Origin of the sequence: Acinetobacter sp. YH12252 (genome assembly GCF_013417365.1) — a bacterium.
GTDB classification, from domain to species: domain Bacteria; phylum Pseudomonadota; class Gammaproteobacteria; order Pseudomonadales; family Moraxellaceae; genus Acinetobacter; species Acinetobacter towneri.
Genome location: NZ_VPEA01000004.1, coordinates 121,371 through 138,355, shown reverse-complemented (window position 1 = coordinate 138,355; position 16,985 = coordinate 121,371). Strand labels below are relative to the sequence as shown.

At 41.5% G+C, this 16,985-nt stretch carries 16 protein-coding genes; 6 read left to right on the top strand and 10 right to left on the bottom strand.

The features are described 5' to 3' along the window. Window positions 1-23 precede the first annotated feature (23 nt). On the bottom strand, window positions 24-773 hold the full coding sequence (rlmB, locus tag FTV28_RS05760; protein ID WP_004975856.1) for a 23S rRNA (guanosine(2251)-2'-O)-methyltransferase RlmB: 750 nt from the start codon (window positions 771-773) through the stop codon (window positions 24-26). A gap of 188 nt (window positions 774-961) precedes the next feature. Then, a complete protein-coding gene (locus FTV28_RS05755; protein ID WP_019836086.1) occupies window positions 962-1,285 on the bottom strand; it encodes a pyrimidine/purine nucleoside phosphorylase in 324 nt (107 codons plus the stop codon). A 492-nt stretch (window positions 1,286-1,777) separates the two neighbouring features. Between FTV28_RS05755 and recN the strand changes: the two genes are divergently transcribed. Next, window positions 1,778-3,439: a DNA repair protein RecN gene (gene recN / locus FTV28_RS05750; RefSeq protein WP_179989691.1), complete on the top strand. Its 1,662-nt coding sequence runs from the start codon at window positions 1,778-1,780 to the stop codon at window positions 3,437-3,439. Window positions 3,440-3,500: 61 nt separating this feature from the next. On the opposite strand, the gene FTV28_RS05745 is transcribed toward recN, so the two are convergent. The 4 genes from FTV28_RS05745 to FTV28_RS05730 are packed head-to-tail and all read right to left on the bottom strand — an operon-like array spanning window position 3,501 to window position 6,942. After that, entirely contained in the window at window positions 3,501-4,487 is a 987-nt protein-coding gene (locus FTV28_RS05745) for a CsgG/HfaB family protein (protein WP_004975851.1), read from the bottom strand. Between the two features lie 56 nt (window positions 4,488-4,543). Next, window positions 4,544-5,146, bottom strand: a complete 603-nt coding sequence (lpoB, locus tag FTV28_RS05740; protein ID WP_004975849.1) for a penicillin-binding protein activator LpoB — start codon at window positions 5,144-5,146, stop codon at window positions 4,544-4,546. A 13-nt stretch (window positions 5,147-5,159) separates the two neighbouring features. After that, entirely contained in the window at window positions 5,160-5,561 is a 402-nt protein-coding gene (locus tag FTV28_RS05735; protein WP_004975847.1) for a DUF1425 domain-containing protein, read from the bottom strand. Window positions 5,562-5,577: 16 nt separating this feature from the next. Then, window positions 5,578-6,942, bottom strand: a complete 1,365-nt coding sequence (locus tag FTV28_RS05730; RefSeq protein ID WP_179988501.1) for a COG3014 family protein — start codon at window positions 6,940-6,942, stop codon at window positions 5,578-5,580. A 621-nt stretch (window positions 6,943-7,563) separates the two neighbouring features. On the opposite strand from FTV28_RS05730, the gene FTV28_RS05725 reads away from it, so the two are divergent. The 3 genes from FTV28_RS05725 to FTV28_RS05715 all read left to right on the top strand — a co-directional run bounded on the left by FTV28_RS05725 (window position 7,564) and on the right by FTV28_RS05715 (window position 9,487). Continuing rightward, entirely contained in the window at window positions 7,564-8,118 is a 555-nt protein-coding gene (locus FTV28_RS05725; protein ID WP_004975844.1) for a YqgE/AlgH family protein, read from the top strand. Further along, the gene (gene ruvX, locus FTV28_RS05720; RefSeq protein WP_104852952.1) at window positions 8,111-8,554 is read left to right on the top strand and encodes a Holliday junction resolvase RuvX; all 444 of its coding nucleotides are present in this window, start codon (window positions 8,111-8,113) and stop codon (window positions 8,552-8,554) included. The genes FTV28_RS05725 and ruvX overlap by 8 nt, the downstream gene beginning before the upstream one ends. Before the next feature lie 150 nt (window positions 8,555-8,704). Continuing rightward, window positions 8,705-9,487 carry an IclR family transcriptional regulator gene (locus tag FTV28_RS05715; RefSeq protein WP_004975841.1) on the top strand — a complete coding sequence of 261 codons (783 nt, stop codon included), beginning with the start codon at window positions 8,705-8,707 and terminating at the stop codon, window positions 9,485-9,487. An 89-nt stretch (window positions 9,488-9,576) separates the two neighbouring features. Here the strand turns inward: FTV28_RS05715 and FTV28_RS05710 are convergent, their stop codons facing one another. Beyond that, window positions 9,577-10,194, bottom strand: a complete 618-nt coding sequence (locus FTV28_RS05710; protein ID WP_179989689.1) for an alpha-ketoglutarate-dependent dioxygenase AlkB — start codon at window positions 10,192-10,194, stop codon at window positions 9,577-9,579. A gap of 142 nt (window positions 10,195-10,336) precedes the next feature. On the opposite strand from FTV28_RS05710, the gene FTV28_RS05705 reads away from it, so the two are divergent. Next, entirely contained in the window at window positions 10,337-12,139 is a 1,803-nt protein-coding gene (locus FTV28_RS05705; RefSeq protein ID WP_179989687.1) for an ABC transporter ATP-binding protein, read from the top strand. A 49-nt stretch (window positions 12,140-12,188) separates the two neighbouring features. Here the strand turns inward: FTV28_RS05705 and pgsA are convergent, their stop codons facing one another. The 3 genes from pgsA to uvrC all read right to left on the bottom strand — a co-directional run bounded on the left by pgsA (window position 12,189) and on the right by uvrC (window position 15,700). Further along, complete coding sequence (pgsA, locus tag FTV28_RS05700; protein WP_004975835.1) at window positions 12,189-12,776, bottom strand: CDP-diacylglycerol--glycerol-3-phosphate 3-phosphatidyltransferase; 588 nt, start codon at window positions 12,774-12,776, stop codon at window positions 12,189-12,191. A gap of 105 nt (window positions 12,777-12,881) precedes the next feature. Next, window positions 12,882-13,676 carry a thioesterase family protein gene (locus FTV28_RS05695; RefSeq protein ID WP_154321121.1) on the bottom strand — a complete coding sequence of 265 codons (795 nt, stop codon included), beginning with the start codon at window positions 13,674-13,676 and terminating at the stop codon, window positions 12,882-12,884. A gap of 224 nt (window positions 13,677-13,900) precedes the next feature. Then, on the bottom strand, window positions 13,901-15,700 hold the full coding sequence (gene uvrC, locus FTV28_RS05690; protein ID WP_179989685.1) for an excinuclease ABC subunit UvrC: 1,800 nt from the start codon (window positions 15,698-15,700) through the stop codon (window positions 13,901-13,903). 185 nt (window positions 15,701-15,885) lie between these two features. Here uvrC and FTV28_RS05685 point away from each other — a divergent pair, with 185 nt between their 5' ends. After that, the gene (locus FTV28_RS05685) at window positions 15,886-16,950 is read left to right on the top strand and encodes an AAA family ATPase (protein WP_179988504.1); all 1,065 of its coding nucleotides are present in this window, start codon (window positions 15,886-15,888) and stop codon (window positions 16,948-16,950) included. Window positions 16,951-16,985 lie beyond the last annotated feature (35 nt).

Sequence of the window (16,985 nt, the reverse complement as noted above, 5' to 3'; positions counted from 1 at the left end):
AATAGCAAATACAAAATCAGCAATTAAGCCTGACGCTGACGACAAGCTTCATACAAGGCCATACCTGTTGCAACACTGACATTCAGACTTTGCAGATTTCCTGCCATTGGAATAAATACGGTTTGATCACATTGTGACTGGGTAATTGGGCGTAAACCTGTATCTTCTGCGCCCATCACCACGCATACTGCTGTGCCTGTAAAGTCAAATTGCTGAATTGGCAAAGCTTTTTCATCCAGCATCGTACCCACCACGCGCACATTAAACTCTTGTTTCAAATGCGCCAAAGTACGTGCCAAATTGGTCACTTGGATAAATTTGACTTTTTCTGCACCACCTGCAGCTACTTTGCGTGCAGTTGGGGTCAAACTTGCTGAACGATCACGCGGCACAATCACGGCAGTAACCCCCATCGCAGCGGCAGTACGGATACACGCACCCAAGTTATGCGGGTCGGTGACTTGGTCGAGCGCCAAAAGTAAAGGCTTGCTATCAGCCTGCAACAAGGCATCCAAGTCTTTTTCATTCAGAGTTGGATGTGGGCGTACTGCAGCCACCACTCCTTGGTGAAAAGGCAAACCTGCCAGTTTTTCCAAGCTGTCACGGCTGGCTTTTTGCACACTAATGCCAAATGGTTCGGCAAGTTCTAAAATCTTTTGTAAACGCTGATCATCACGCCCTTTTAAGGTAAAAAGAGTTAAGACGCGCTCTGGCTCAAGCTCCAATAATGACTCCACCGAGTGAACGCCATAATAATATTCAGGTTTTGCCATGAACGACCTCTAATTAATGCACCAATAAACCAGCGAAAACGAAAAATCCTGCAAAGCTGACTTTACAGGATTTCAATAAGATCTAGTTTAACCGATTCGGGTGAAAATTTCTTGATTCAATTCCGCTTGATTGGGTGCTCAAGCAGGAGAAAAATGAAATCTTAATTCAATACCCTATTATCGGCTGATTAGCCTTCTAAGTGGCACACGTAATCGAGCACTTCATCGGTTTCGATGCTGAAACGGCTATTGCCAGGCACATAGAACGATTGACCCGCGCGGAATAATTCACTTTCTTCGCTATCGGCAATTTTGACACGACATTCACCTGAAATAATTTCCATACGTTCAGGTACATGCGTTTCGAAAATCAAGGCTTGTTCGGTCGGTAAAATTACCCCTAAGGTTTTTTTGGTACCGTCTTCAAATTGCACCGTGTGACTGATGCATTGCCCACCAAAATAGACATTCGACTTTTTCACAACTGATACATGATCAAACTGAGCTGACATGCGTATTCTCCAGGTAACGCGTTTTTATATTTTTGACTGATGTAGTTTAATTCTGTCCTCAGAACTAATCAATCTGTGTTTACAGTGGGCTTTGCGTAAATTGAACAATGTTTCAATACGCAGCATGCAACACGCTGACAGCACAGTCTAAGCCAATGCCAGAGGCATGCAAAGTACTCTGCTCTAGATTCTTCCCCACTAAAGTGCTAAATCTGAATGTGAAACAGATCACGAATAGTATCTATATCGTTTAAGTTCCACCATATCAAGCAGCACCGAAAACTCCCCAAGTGAATATACTGCAATTTAATGACCATCCAATGAAATGATCAAATGATCATGTGTTTTATATATGATGCTTATCGGGTACATTTTTTGTTGTTTGCGCTGCAATTTAAGCTAGAATTAAATAGAAGAAAATAACAGCCTTGTTATGGCATTTCCAAAACTTGACTCTCTTTCACTGACACTTTTCGCAGCTTGGATGCGTTTATGCTGACTCATTTAACACTGATTAACTTTGCCCTTGCCGACCACTTAGCACTGGATATTGAAACAGGTTTTAACGTTCTCACAGGGGAAACAGGTGCCGGTAAATCCTTACTATTAGATGCACTCTCTGCCTGTTTAGGTGAACGTACCGATACCAATTATGTGCGTTTTGGCTCAGATAAAGCCGATGTGACTGCGAGTTTCAGTTATCAGGACAATAGCCCTGAAGCACAATGGCTAAAAGAACATGAATTAGATGATGAGTCTGGTGAAATCCATTTACGCCGGGTAATTTTTGCTACAGGACGCAGCAAAGCATGGATTAATGGACGCCCAAGCAGTTTGTCAGAGCTGAAAGAAATTGGACGCTTGCTAGTACAGCTATATAGCCAGCACAGCCAACAACAATTGTTGGAACCGCCTTATCCAAAGCACTGGCTTGATCGTTATTATAATTTTTATACCCCTGCCCAAGCAGTACGTGATGCTTATAGTACCTGGCAAAAAAATATCCGACAGCATCAGGCAGCGCTGGATGCACAGGCAACTCGCAAGCAGCGCATCGAAACCCTAAACTTACAACTCGAAGAACTCGAAGAACTGGTACAAATAGATTATAAGGAGATTGAACAAGAGTTTGATCGCCTAAGCCATCATGAACATATCATGCAGGACTGCAGTTATAGCTTAAATGCCTTAGACGAAGCCGAGCAAAATATCACTCAGGAAATTGCTTCGATTATTCGCCGCTTGGAATCGCATGCGGGACGCAGTGAACAATTATCAGAAATTTATAACTCATTGTTAAATGCGCAAAGTGAATTAGATGATGCGACAGCCAATTTACGTCAGTTTATTGATCGTCAAAGCTTTGACCCTGAACGCATGGAAGAACTGAATCAAAAATTAGAAGTCTTTCATCGTTTAGCGCGTAAATACCGCACACAACCTGAATTATTAAAACAAGAATTTGATACTTGGCAAACTGAGCTCACTGCTTTACATGAACTTGAAGACCCTGAAACTTTGGCAGAACAAGTCGAAGTGGCACATCAGGACTTCTTAGCCAAAGCACAACATTTAGATGATATCCGTCGTGAAGCAGCTGCACCGCTCGCTAAACAACTAACCGAGCAAGTTAAACAATTGGCACTGCCTGAGGCACATTTTGAATTTAAGTTTGAACCTTTAGAGCAGGTTTCTGCGGAGGGGTTAAGTTTTATTCAACTACTGTTTACTGCCAACAAAGGTATTCCTGCTCAGCCATTAGCACGTGTGGCTTCTGGTGGCGAATTATCGCGGATTGCCTTGGTCATGCAAGTCATGAATGCCGAAAAAACCGAAGCTGAAGTTTTGGTTTTTGATGAAATTGATGTCGGGATTAGTGGTGGTACTGCTGAAATTGTGGGGCGTTTGCTCGCAGGTTTGGCGCAACACGTTCAAATTTTATGTATTACCCACCAAGCACAAGTAGCTGCACAGTCTGATCAGCACCTTTTGGTGAAAAAGCGTCAGACCGATCCTGCCAGCAGTACCATTGTTGAATTAGAAGAAGATGCGCGTATTTTAGAATTGGCACGCATGACAGGCGGTGTTGAAATTAATGACACTACCTTGCAACACGCCAAACAATTACGCCAATTGAAGTTTCAACAGGCTTAAAAAATAAATCCCCTGATTTTCAGGGGGATTTATTTAGGTCTAAAACAAGCTTAATCATTATTTACCATTTCACAGGTTGGTCACTTGAACCAGGTGTCATTTCATAACCTGGAGAGGTATCATAAAATTGACTGCTAGAAGATTGCACAGGTTGTAGTTTAAGACCCTGTAAAATTTCAGGATTTAAACTTTGGGCAATCTTATCTGCAGTACTATCATTTAAACTATTATTTAAAAGATTCTGTGTCATCAAGTTCGATAAGGTACGATTAAAAGTCCCTGCCGCAACTACCTTACTGGTATTCGCTTCAATCACTCGCCACGTTAAACGCACCTGCTCTGCACCAGCATTTAACCCATACATTTGTTGACCGCTAGCAACTGACAAATCGTTAATACGCCCCACGAGTAAATAATCAGCACCTACTTTTTGACCAATACGCGCTAACTCATGCGGTGCACCATCCCAATACAGGAAGTCATTTTCAAATTGCATTTCATCTATGTAATGACGATCAACAACACTTAACTGCCCTGACTGTGCCAAATAAGTACCTAAAGTATCTGATAATTCTTGACTAAACTCAGAAGCAGAAGCACCGCTGGCTAAGCGGTTATTTTTTTCTGCCATTTGAAATGGCAAGACTGCAATACGGCGCATGTGTTGATCTTGTACAGTAGATTCAAACTTCACCACATGTGCGCGAACTTTAGCGCGATAATTATTTTTAGCACCAGAAACACTCAAGACCTGAAACTTGGTGACAGAACCCGAACCTTGATTGGCTACACTAAATACAGGTGAAACTTTACCCGTATATGTCCAGCCCTGATTATTTACAGATAAAGAAACTGTTTCTTCATAATTCATTTGTGACGATACCGAAGCACCATTCACCGATTGAACTGCAATCAATAATGCTTCAGAAATAGCTTGGTGTTGTGTTGGACCACTACCCGTTGCCTCTTTAATCACTTCTTTAATCGCAGCAAAAGCAGGACTGCACAGTAATCCAGATAATAAGCCTGCAAATAATATTTTTTTCATGTTCTATTCTTCAACAGCAACTGCGCTTATCACAGCGCAGTTGCTTTCAGATTAAATTAAAGACCAAAAGTTGAGCGCTTTGCTGCCTTACGGATTTCTTTTTCGCCTGTCCACTCTACAATGCCAGTTTGTAAGTTCTGCAATTTAAATGTGAACTTGTAATACACATCGCTCTTACCACCTGCATTTTTTACAATACTAGATAGATTGCCATTGAGCATATATTCAGCACCGATATGTCCACCAGTACGCACTGCAGTCGCTTGATTGACCATGCCGCTTTGCTTTTGATAGGCAAGTTGCTGCGCCATCGCATTGACAGATTTCATATCTACAAAACGAAACTTCCCTGAATTAATTAATTTGTTCTGAATCGTATCTGTAATAGATTCTGTATCGATATGTTCTTGTGTCTTGTTATGAATACGATCAAGCACAATGACTGGACGACGAGTTTGCGTCATTTGCACCACAGGTGGGAAGGTCAGCATATCATCCACCATCTTTGCAGCAATCATTTGTAGATCTGTCGATCCAAAATCTTTCGTTAAAGTTTCTACAGCTTGAGCATCACCATAACTCACTGCACTACCCGTTGTTGCACAACCTGTTGCCAAAACAGAAGTTGCTACCACAGCCATGATTAACTTTGCATTCATTGCTCTATCTCGCTTATTTCTTTAAATACACAACAACATCTACAGCCGATGGATTTGGTGCTAAAGATTGCACGCCCTTCACCTCTCGACCCGTTAACTGAATTGGTTTCCAAATCGCACCTTCAGGGTTCACTTCTGCCCCATGTGCATCGACCCATACGATTTTGTAGCTAAAATCTTTGTTATTGAAACGGCGGTTTTTAATGGCAATTGATGCCTTTTTTAAGTCGCCTGCCATAGACATTCCCACACGCTCAACAAATACCTCAGTGGTTAAGACTGGGTTATTGGTAATGGTGCGAATACTTACTTCGTTATTCGCATCTGTCTGTGTAGACAAAGCATTAGGGGCTGTACATCCAACCATCGCCGCAGCACTAAGACCGAGTAATGCGAGTTTTAGCTGATTTTTCATAAAGTTCTCTTCAATATTATTGGCGTGGAATACTACTTACACTTGCTGTAATTTTGTCATTTACATGATGTGCATAAACAAATACTGTTTCATTGGCTTTTACATCCAACTTCACAGAGGAGCTTGACAAATTACCTGACGATAACTGTAAGTTGTGTGTCCCTGGTGTTAAGTTCAGACGTGCAATTTGCGTATTACTTGGCAAAGTTGTCCAAGCTCGTAAATCTGCTCGCTCGGTTGCCATATTGAGCACGTTACCTGCCAATTGCCCTAAAACACCAAATTGGTTACCAAGCTCTTTTTGAGCAGCATATTTGGCTGTGGCACGAATCACTTGGGTTGTTAAAGTTCCAACGACTTTTTCTTTTAAGTCTTTGACAGCCAATGCACCAATATCACTAATCACATAACTGTCTTGCAAAACTCGGTTATTCAGCTTCACTTTCAGGCTTTTAGGTGCAACATAAGTGCTAGGTTCATAAGTCGCAAAAGCAATGTTGATAATGCCGCCCGGAGTCGGAATATCTAACTTATTTTCAATTTTCTGTGGAACGATACCTTGTTCAATAAATACAATAACAGGCACACTACTATTACTTTGTTTTGCAACCAATTGATCTAAACGCTTTACATCCTTAGCAATCTGCTCATCAGGCTGTAACTCATAAGCTTTTTTGTAATCCACCAAAGCATCGTTATATTCGCCTAAGGTTTCCCACAAGTTAGCTGCCATATAAAAAGCATAGGCATTTTGATAAGTATTCTTAATCTTGCCCGCAATTGGATCTAAGCCAACAAATGCCTCATCTAAAACATGCAATGCGGCATTTGAAGATGCATTTGCTTTTGTATTTTTCTCTTTTTTCTTTTCAAACTCAGCCTGATGTGCCAGTTCAATTTCACGCTGAATACCCTGTGCAACACGCATTTCTACTGCAGCAGCCTCAAGGTTTTTTAGAAAAATATAATTTTTGGCTTGAGAAATATGTGCCAATACCTGTTCATGAGGTGGTACCAAATAAGGCACCACCGAATCATTACTCACCATAGAAAGTGCTTTAAATCCGACCCGACTCAGACTAATTTTTGCACGACTTTTTTGTTTATCTAGCAATTCAAAAGCCTGCTTATAATGATTCAAACTTTCTTCATACTGATGATTGACTTGTAATAGACGTGCCTGCTCCAGTAAATATAGTACGCCGTCTTTTGAATCTACTTTATCTTTAAATTTAGCAACTAAATCTTCAGATAAATGATTATTCAAATGACTGCGAAATAAATTACCTTCATCATTATAAGTTCCAAAAATTGCTGCTTGAGAAAAAACTGAAGCTGAAAAAACAGCAGCAAACAAACTTCCCTTTATTAAATAATTCATATTAAACCATCAAAAAAAGCTATAAAAGATGAAAATTTCACCATCTTACAAACAATCATTTTTTGTTTCAATATGTATTTTATGTATATTTATTGAAACATATCAAGCTATAAAAAACACAAATTTTACACTAAAGTACAAAACTTACAAAAGAGATAAACAAACTTATAGATTTTTTATATTAAAAAACCACTACTCATTAGACAAACTTAATATTTAATAAAAGAGAATCTAAATGTAGTAAAACCGCCTATTTTGCAATTAAAAAACAGAAATCACATTCGTTAAAATTAAAAAAGTAGATTAAAAAATATACACTAAAACATTTAACAAACCCACCTCACAAAGATAATAAAGCAATCAATTATTATGTTCCTATATCTTCAACTTTGTAACTAAATAGATAAATTTAATGACATCATTTTTTCTAAATTTTAGATTTATTCTTTTATTTATTCTTTGTCTCACTTTTACCAAAGCAAAGTTGTCATCAGAGTGGTTTTATGGGATAAGTACAGCTAAGAAATGTATATTTGCATGATTTGGCTGTAACTCGTTTACGTTTCCAAGTCGGTTTACAGTTCTGTTTGCCACCACCTCAGATTAAGGAGAATTGCTTAGGTGACTAAACAATATCTGACGCATCGCTGTCTCATAGCCCCGCCCGATATGAATGATGAGTTTTTTGCAAACACCGTCATCTATTTGGCACGTCATGATGAAGACGGTGCGCAAGGCATTATTATCAACCGTCCATCGGGTATCCAAATCAAAGAATTACTCAATGATTTAGATATAGACGCAGATAATGTGCATCCTCACGAAGTTCTACAAGGTGGTCCATTACGACCTGAGGCAGGTTTTGTTTTACACACAGGGCAGCCAACTTGGCATTCATCTATCGCTGTTGGTGAAAATGTCTGTATCACCACCTCTAAAGATATTTTAGATGCAATTGCCCACAACGAAGGCGTTGGACGTTACCAAATTGCCTTGGGCTATGCCAGTTGGGGCAAACAGCAACTGGAACAAGAAATTGCCCGTGGCGATTGGCTCATTTGTGAATCGGACATGGACTTGATTTTCAATTTACCTTATGACGACCGTTGGGATGCCGCTTATCGTAAAATGGGCGTAGATCCAACATGGTTATCTTCAGAGATTGGTCATGCCTGAAACAACACAAGCCCAAACCATTATGGCATTTGACTTCGGTACGCAAAAAATGGGCATGGCTGTGGGGCAGGCACTGATTGAAAGTGCGACCCCTCTCGCCCTCTTTCCCATGAAAGATGGCATTCCGCAATGGGAAAACTTGCTAAAAATTATCAAGCAACATCAGCCACAATTATTTCTAGTGGGCTTACCTTTAAATATGGATGATAGCGAGTCGGAACTGTCTACCCGTGCACGTAAGTTTGCCAGACGCTTACGCCATCAAAGCAATATCAACACCCTAATGGTCGATGAACGCCTAACCACACGTGAAGCACGTGATGAGCTTGATCATTATCAAGCCCAAGGGCGTGGCAAAAAGCTCGCAGCCGACAGTCTTGCCGCAGCACTATTGATTGAAAGCTGGTATCGTGAGCCTCACGGCATTCAGCCTTAAATCCTGTTTCTGAATAGATAACAACGACAAACGAAAGAATTGGGATATTGATCGTTAGAATGCCTAAGATCATCTTTAAAAAGTCTATTGGTCTGGCGATTTTTTGATATAAAGTGACACCATCCTTTTGGTGTGAATGGGTAAATCCGCATGGCACTGTCTAGCTTTGGCAAGATTCTCACAGTCTTAGACTTATTTTCAACCGCACGTCCTGTCATTAATGTAGATACCATTAGTGAGGAACTTGGTTTATCTAAGCCTACCAGTTACCGCTATTTAAAAGAGTTGGTTTCAGCAGAGTTGTTGCAGCGCATGAGTGGCACATCGGGAGATTACACCCTTGGGCCAAAAATTGCGGTATTGGATTTTATCTCTCGCACGACCGATCCATTGGTCACCATCAGTATTCCGTTTATGAAAAAAATTGCGGAACGTACTGAATTTTGCTGTTTGCTGACCCAACTCAATCAAGATTCCTGCATTGATGTGCATCACGAAATCTTTAAAGATACGCCTTTGCTGTCTTATGGTCGCGGCTGCCCACGTCCTGTTTATGTCGGCTCATCGCCAAAAATTATTATGGCACATCTGCCTAAAGCTAAAATTTTAGACTATTACCAACGTTTTTCTAACGAATTGGCACAAGTCAATTTTGCACAAGATGAAGATGACTTTTTGCAGCAAATGCGCAAAATCAAAAAACAAGGCTATTATTTTTCTAACGGCGAACTCGATGCAGAAATTGCAGGCTTATCTGTACCGATTCGTTTTTCATCTAAAGATGCACCTTATGCATTGACGCTGCTGGCATCTAAAAACCGTTTTGAATTTGTCAATTTGCAAAAACTGATTGAAATTTTGCAGGATAATGCAGAACAAATTGAAAAACAGGTGGAAGTACTGAATACCAGTTTTAGTATAGAACTCACTTAAAGATTTAGGTTATTGATACCTTAAAGCACTGAATTTAAATACAATTAAAATTTATTTCTGAATAAGGATTTAGAGTGCTAAATCAAGTCTTATTCAGTAGCCGCGTGAAAATAGCGAAAGGTCAGATTAATTCTGGGTTGTATAATTTTATTGGACTTCATTAAGGCATGTTTCCAATGGTGTTGCGTCGTGCCACGCATGACCAACAACTGACCGCTGTGCAACAGTAGCTCAACCTTGTTGGCGCGGTGTTTATGCTGAAAACAAAATTTACGGGTTGCCCCCAAACTCAAAGATGCAATGACAGCGTGTCTGCCTAAATTCGGCTCATCATCACTGTGCCAACCCAAGCCCTGCGTACCATCTTGATATAAATTGGCCAAACATGAATTAAAGGGATGCCCGACCCATTGTTCAATTTGCTGTTTCAATCGCCACAAAGCAGGCTGCCATAGCAGTGCCTGCTTAACTGCTCCCGAATAACGATATTGATACTGCTCATCGCCATACCATGCCACTTGGCGCTGTGTCCGATAATACTGACCAAAGAGCAGACCTTCATCAGGCTGCCATGCCAAATGTTGCAGAAAATACCGTAAATAACGCTCACTATGCTCCGCACTCAGCACCAAACCATAGTCCTGCGCAATGCCGTCATAAGGCAGTACGTTGTCACAACGCTCAGGTGCAAACAATTCTAGATTCATGGTCATTCCTATGCTGAATAGCTTATTGTTTAATCTAAAACAAGGATCAGGACTGCTCACAAAATGACACAGCTTTTTGGCTTGTGAGTCGTGAAGTTCATCCTTAGACTTAAAATCATCGTTCTTATAACAATAATAGCTTATGAATTTATGGCATTTATTTCAAAAATTGCGTCCCTTCGTTCGACCTTATCAGCTCTTGGTGATTGCTACCTTAGTTTTAACGCTCATCGGCTCATTAACAGCTCAAGTCAATGCACTAACTTTACAATACGCTGTTGACCGTATTAACGCCTTAATTGAGGCAGGACAAGGTCTGTCTGCAGGCTGGCACATTTTAATCACCATTTCAGCCATTTTGCTGGGTAAAGAAATCATCAATGCCTTTGTGCAGTTTGGACAGAAGTTTTATGGTGAAAAACTACGCATTTTTGTGTCACAAGATTTGGCACAGGGCATTATTGAGAAATTTTTGCGTTATCGACTGGCCTTTTTTAATCAGGACAACAACCAAGCAGGTAAATTACAAACACGTATAGATCGTGGCATTGGTTCGCTCACCCGCTTAGTGCAAATTTTCTTTATTGATATTTTGCCACTCTTTACCAGTGCAATTGTGGCTTTGGGCTTAATGTATTATGCCAATTTTTATGTGGGCTTGGTCGCGACACTCATTGTGCCTATTTATTTTTGGCTGACCTATCAGCAGGCACAAAAACTAGGAAGCTGGCGACGTAATTTACGTGATGGACGTGAGAAAAAAAGCCAAGGGATTCTCAGCATCATCAACTCAATTACCGTGATTAAATCATTTAACAGAGAAAGCATTGAAGCAGAAAAACAACTCACCCTGCAGAAAAAACTGACCCACAATCAAATGCAGAGCCGCCAAACCAGTTTTTTATTTGATGGTTTAAAAAGCTTTATTGAACAAATTGGCGTGGTGCTGATTATTATTTTAACTGCTTATTTTGTGTTAGATGGACAAATGAGCATCGGCATGATCATGTATCACGTGTTACTGTTTGGCAATGTTTCTGCCCCAATTCGCTCATTGCATCGTATTTATGATGAAGTCAATGACGCAATGATCTATTCAGAAAGCTTCTTTCAAATTTTGGAAGCCGAGCATGAAATTGAGCCAAGTGGTACGCTTAAACCAGTTATTCGAGGGCAGTTTGATCTGCAACAGGTAAACTTTTTTTATCCGAATGGACATCATGCACTCAAAGACATTCAAATGCAGATTCAGCCCAATAAAATTACCGCATTGGTGGGATTGTCGGGAGCAGGAAAATCTACCCTGATCAGTTTATTAGATAAATTCTATGAACCACAACAGGGAACAATTCAGCTCGATGGGATTGATATTAACCACATCGACACTCAATATTTGCGTGACCATATCGGCTTGGTTTTGCAAAAAAATCATATTTTCCAAGGCTCTATTTTTGAAAATATTCGTTATGGCAAAACTGATGCAAGCTTGGAAGATGTGATTCTGGCAGCCCAAAAAGCCTCTATTCACGAACAAATTTTGCAATTGCCTCAGGCTTATGACGCAGATGCCCTCATGCTTTCAGGCGGTCAACAACAACGGATTGCCCTTGCACGTATGTTCCTGAAAAATCCACCTATTATTTTTTTAGATGAACCGACTGCTAGTCTGGATGCCATTGCAACCGAACAAATCAAACAAAGCCTCGATGAAATTAAACAAGGGCGTACGGTCATCATCATTTCACATAGCTTATCGCAAATTATTGATGCCGATTACACCTATGTCATGAAAGATGGCAGGATTGCGGAACATGGCGAACATGATGCGCTTTATCATCAAAACGGGGTTTATAAAGAAATTTTTGATGCGATGGCAAAAAGTTTAAATATTGAAAAAATTGCCAAAACTTATGAGGATGATGCCGAGGAAGAAACCCATAGTTAATCAAAAAGTGCTTCAATCAGAAGCACTTTTTAATGAAGAATCACGATATTTAAGGTTGTTTCAAATATGGCCATGCCGCTTTTAAATAAATAAACATCGACCAAAGCGTTAGAATTACAGCAGTATAGAGCAACAAATAAGCCACCATTTCCAATGGTTGCCAGTTCAATAAGAACACTGAAATCGCAATCATTTGGAATGCTGTTTTATATTTCCCCACTGTAGACACCGCCACACTGGTACGTGCGCCGAGTTCAGCCATCCACTCTCGTAAGGCAGATACGGTAATTTCACGGGAAATAATTACAATCGCGGCAAAAGCCATAGAAATAGTCGGTTGCCATTGCACTAAAACAATCAATGCCGCAGCGACCATAAGTTTATCGGCCACAGGGTCTAAAAAGCGCCCAAATGCAGAGGTCTGATTCAAAGTACGTGCCAAATAGCCATCAAACCAGTCGGTCACAGCAGCAATCACAAAAATAGACGTCAAAATAATATGACGCGTCATGCCACCATCATAACCATTTACGCCCATTGCAGGCGGCCAATACGCCACCAACAAAAAAACAGGAATCAAGGCGATTCGAGCCAAAGTTAATATATTTGGAATGTTCAGGATACGACCTGTTGTCATAGACACCGCCAATGTTTCCCCTCTTTACGCTGCATATTCACAAGTTTTTTGAGGATTTGTCATCGTGAATAGGCTTCACTTTATACGAAATGCTAGTAGGTGTCACTAGGCAAACACGGTGATGGTCTGTCGGGCAATCGCTATTAGCCGATCCTGATCATCCCATAAGTGCGCATATTCTGTGGCATAACCACCGCTAGCATGATCGGTAAAAACTTTATATTTCATCCAATCTTGCAGCTGATTTTGCAAAGGATTGACATAGGTCACATGCCAAGTCAGTGAACTGGCAGGAGCGAGCTGCTCAAACATCGGCAGTACTCCAGGCGGCCACATATCAAAAGCCACCATCAAATCGGCAATGGTCATGGCACGATTCGTATGCTGTTTTGGGTTAAAACGCATCCAGCCTGCAAAATCAGGTTTATGACTAGCAGTAAACGGATATTGTCCTTCAGACCAAACCAAATCCATCTGCTGAAAACATTCAGGTGCTAAAGGATGATGCTGTGTAACAGGCAATTCCGTTGCAGGTGGAAAATTGGGCGCAGTACGTTCTTGTTGCACCACAATGCTGGAGTCACGTGCCGCACCAAAACTAGCAATTAAAATGCTTTGTACTGCATCATCCTGCCATAAACGAACTTCGACACTGGTCACAGATTTGCCTTCACGCAGAATTTCCGCCGTGAGCCGTGCCCGACCTTGTTGCACAGGTCCGACAAACGTGACACTGCTGCTTAGCAAGCGCTTTTTCGGATCGGCAATACAAAGCTGGGCTTTTTGCATCATCAAACCTGCCACCAATCCACCATAAATAGTGCGCCCCTGTAACCACCCAAGCGGGATGTCTATCCATTCTTGCTCGGCAATGGCTTGATAGGTCTGTAGCAACGACATAGCTTTTCCTTAAACAATGTTGTGGTTGATATTACAGGGTTTCGATCTGATGTGAATGTTCAATGACGACAGAGTCAATGCACTTTTTTGCTATTTACCTTTGTAGAAAATACTGCTTTTTATGCAGTAAATAGGGTCTGTTGACAATTCGTCTATGTTTGCGACGTGAGAGATATATCTCGCAAGATTTTTAGCTAATATAAGGCATGAGGCAGGAAATTTAGTCATTCATGCAGCACTTTATAAATCGTACGCGCCATTACTTCACCCAGTCCGGGTACTAAAGTCAACTCTTTTTCAGAAGCTTTCAGGACACCTTGTATGCCACCAAAATGGGTGAGTAAATCACGACGACGTTTTGGCCCTAAGCCCGGAATCACTTCAAGTATTGATGAGCCACGTTTTTTATCGCGCTTGGCACGGTGCTTGGTAATTGCAAATCGGTGTGCTTCATCACGTACCTGCTGAATCAAATGCAGCGCCTTATGATCTTCAGGCAGCTGAATTTTGCTGCCATCGGTAAAATGTAGCGTTTCTAGACCAGGTTTGCGTCCTTCGCCTTTGGACACCCCAATCATAAAGGCATCCAATCCTAACTCCTGCATGACCTCCATCGCCATATTCAACTGCCCTTTACCGCCATCAATCAGCAATAAATCGGGCAGCATGGCTTTTTTATAACGGCGCGTTAAAGCTTGGCGCATGGCAGCATAGTCATCTCCAGCCTGAATATCCTGAATTGAAAATTGTCGATAATCACGTTTGCGAATACCACCACTGTCAAATACCACGCAAGATGCCACAGTGTCTTCGCCCATAGTGTGCGAAATATCAAAACATTCAATCCGATCAATCGGGCGTCCAACCACTTGCTCTAACTGATGAAAACGCTCATTTAATTCAAAGTGATTGGCGAGTTTACCTTTAATGACATGCTGCACATTCATTTGTGCCAATTCTTGCCACTCGGCACGGGTTTCACGCACTTTATGTTTAATTTGAATTTTTTTATCGAAGTGTTGCTGTAAGGCTTGTTCCAACTCTTTGCAATCTGCCACTTCCACATTAACAATCAATTCCGCTGGAATTTCATCGGCCACCTGAAAGTAAAAGTTGGCAATAAAATCGGCCAACATTTGCCCCAAATCATCGCCCAACATATCAGGAAAATAGCTTTTACCGCCCAGCATTTTGCCATTGCGCACATGCATAATTTGCACACAGGTCACACCTGCCTGATAAGCAATTGCGATAATATCGGCTTCGCCTTTGAGTTTATAAATGGCTTGCTGTGCCTGCACATCACGCAACAAAGCCATACGGTCACGGTAAAAGACTGCTTTTTCAAATTCCAACGCTTCGGCTGCAGCTTCCATTTTGGCAATCAATTGCTGATTCAGTTCTTTACTATCGCCCTGTAAAAATCGAATCGAATTATTAACATCTTCTTTATATTCTTCGGGCGAAATCAATCCTACACACGGTGCCGAACAGCGTTTGATCTGATATTGCAAACACGGACGCTGCCGTTGAGCAAAATAACTGTTTTCACACTGCCGCACATTAAACAGTTTTTGTAACACCACCAAAGTATCGCGGGCATTGTACGCACTCGGATAAGGCCCAAAAAACTTGCCTATCTGATGCTTGCCTTTGCCGCGTCCACTGGCAATACGCGGATAAGGCTGATCTGCCGACACAAAAATATAAACATAGGACTTATCATCGCGCAGCATAATATTGTACGGTGGACGATGCAGCTTAATCAGATTTTGTTCAAGCAATAACGCTTCAGTTTCGGAACGCACCACCAAAGTTTCAATATCATAAATACGCGCCACTAAAGCCTGCGTTTTAGGATGCTCGATGGTTTTGACAAAATAACTCGACACTCGGTTTTTTAAATTTTTGGCTTTGCCGACATATAACAACTCCCCGTCTTTACCCAACATACGGTAAACCCCTGGCAATTGGGTCATATTTGCCAAAATTTTCTCGATATGCTCACCTGCGTTTGGGTTCACGAGTTATCCTATTCTTGCTACATTCTTTACATGATGTGCTGCTTTATCTGATTTTTTCAAGCTTTATCCTGTGGCATAGCGCATGATCTATCCACTAAAACGATCAGCTCAGTGCTAAAAACGATCAGTCGGCAACACAAGATTTGCTATGCTCAGGCATCTTGTCAGCAGAAGGAAAGTGCAGGATGACGACCGCACCACACGGCATACCGACCATTCAATCCGCAACGTCCCAGCCGATCAGTACACATCAGTATGTATCCGCCAAAGACCGTTTGATTGGCAAGCCGCGCTTTCATTTTGAACCTACACAAGTCATGCAATTGTTACGTCAACGGATTATTGGACAAGATGCAGCGCTGAATGAAATCGAAAAAATGCTGTATGTGGTCAAGGCCGATTTCTCCAGCACAGAGCGACCACTTTCAGTGACTTTAATGCTTGGCCCGACAGGTGTTGGCAAGACCGAAACGGTGCGCCTGATTGCCGAAGCCATTTATGGTCGCCCCGATGCCTTCTGCCGCATTGATATGAATACCTTGGCGCAGGAACACTATGCGGCTGCACTCACAGGCGCGCCTCCTGGCTATGTCGGCTCTAAAGAAGGCCATAGTTTATTTGATGAAACTGCGATTGCAGGTTCGCACACCCGCCCAGGCATTATGCTGTTTGATGAACTGGAAAAAGCCTCAAGCGAAGTGATACGTGGCTTAATGAATGTGCTAGATACAGGCAAACTGACCCTGACTGCAGGCACCAAAACCATCGACTTTCGCAATTGCATGATTTTTATGACCAGCAATGTGGGTGCTCAAGCCGCACAACAATACTTAGATAAATTGAATCTGTTACCGCAAAAAGTACAACAACTGTGCTTAAAACGCATGCCCACACAACGGATCATTGAAAAAGTCATGCAGCGTAAATTTGACCCTGAATTTTTAAATCGGATTGACCGTAGTTTGCATTATCAAGCGGTATCTGCTGATGCCCTGCCGCAATTGGTTGAAATTGAATTGGAAAAGTTAAACCATCGCCTGCAGCATCAACAGCGCCAAGTCGAACTCACTGCAGCAGCTAAAGCCTATTTTTATCAGGGGCATGATATTCGTTACGGCGCGCGGCATTTGGGGCGTAAAATTCGTACTGAACTTGAACCCATTTTAGCTTTATATTTTTTAAAGTATCCTGAAAAATCGGAAATATGTGTAGATTGCAGTGCAAATCAATTGCACCTCAAAATAGAATAAGCCCGCGACTTATGCTGCGTGAATCTTGAGAATGC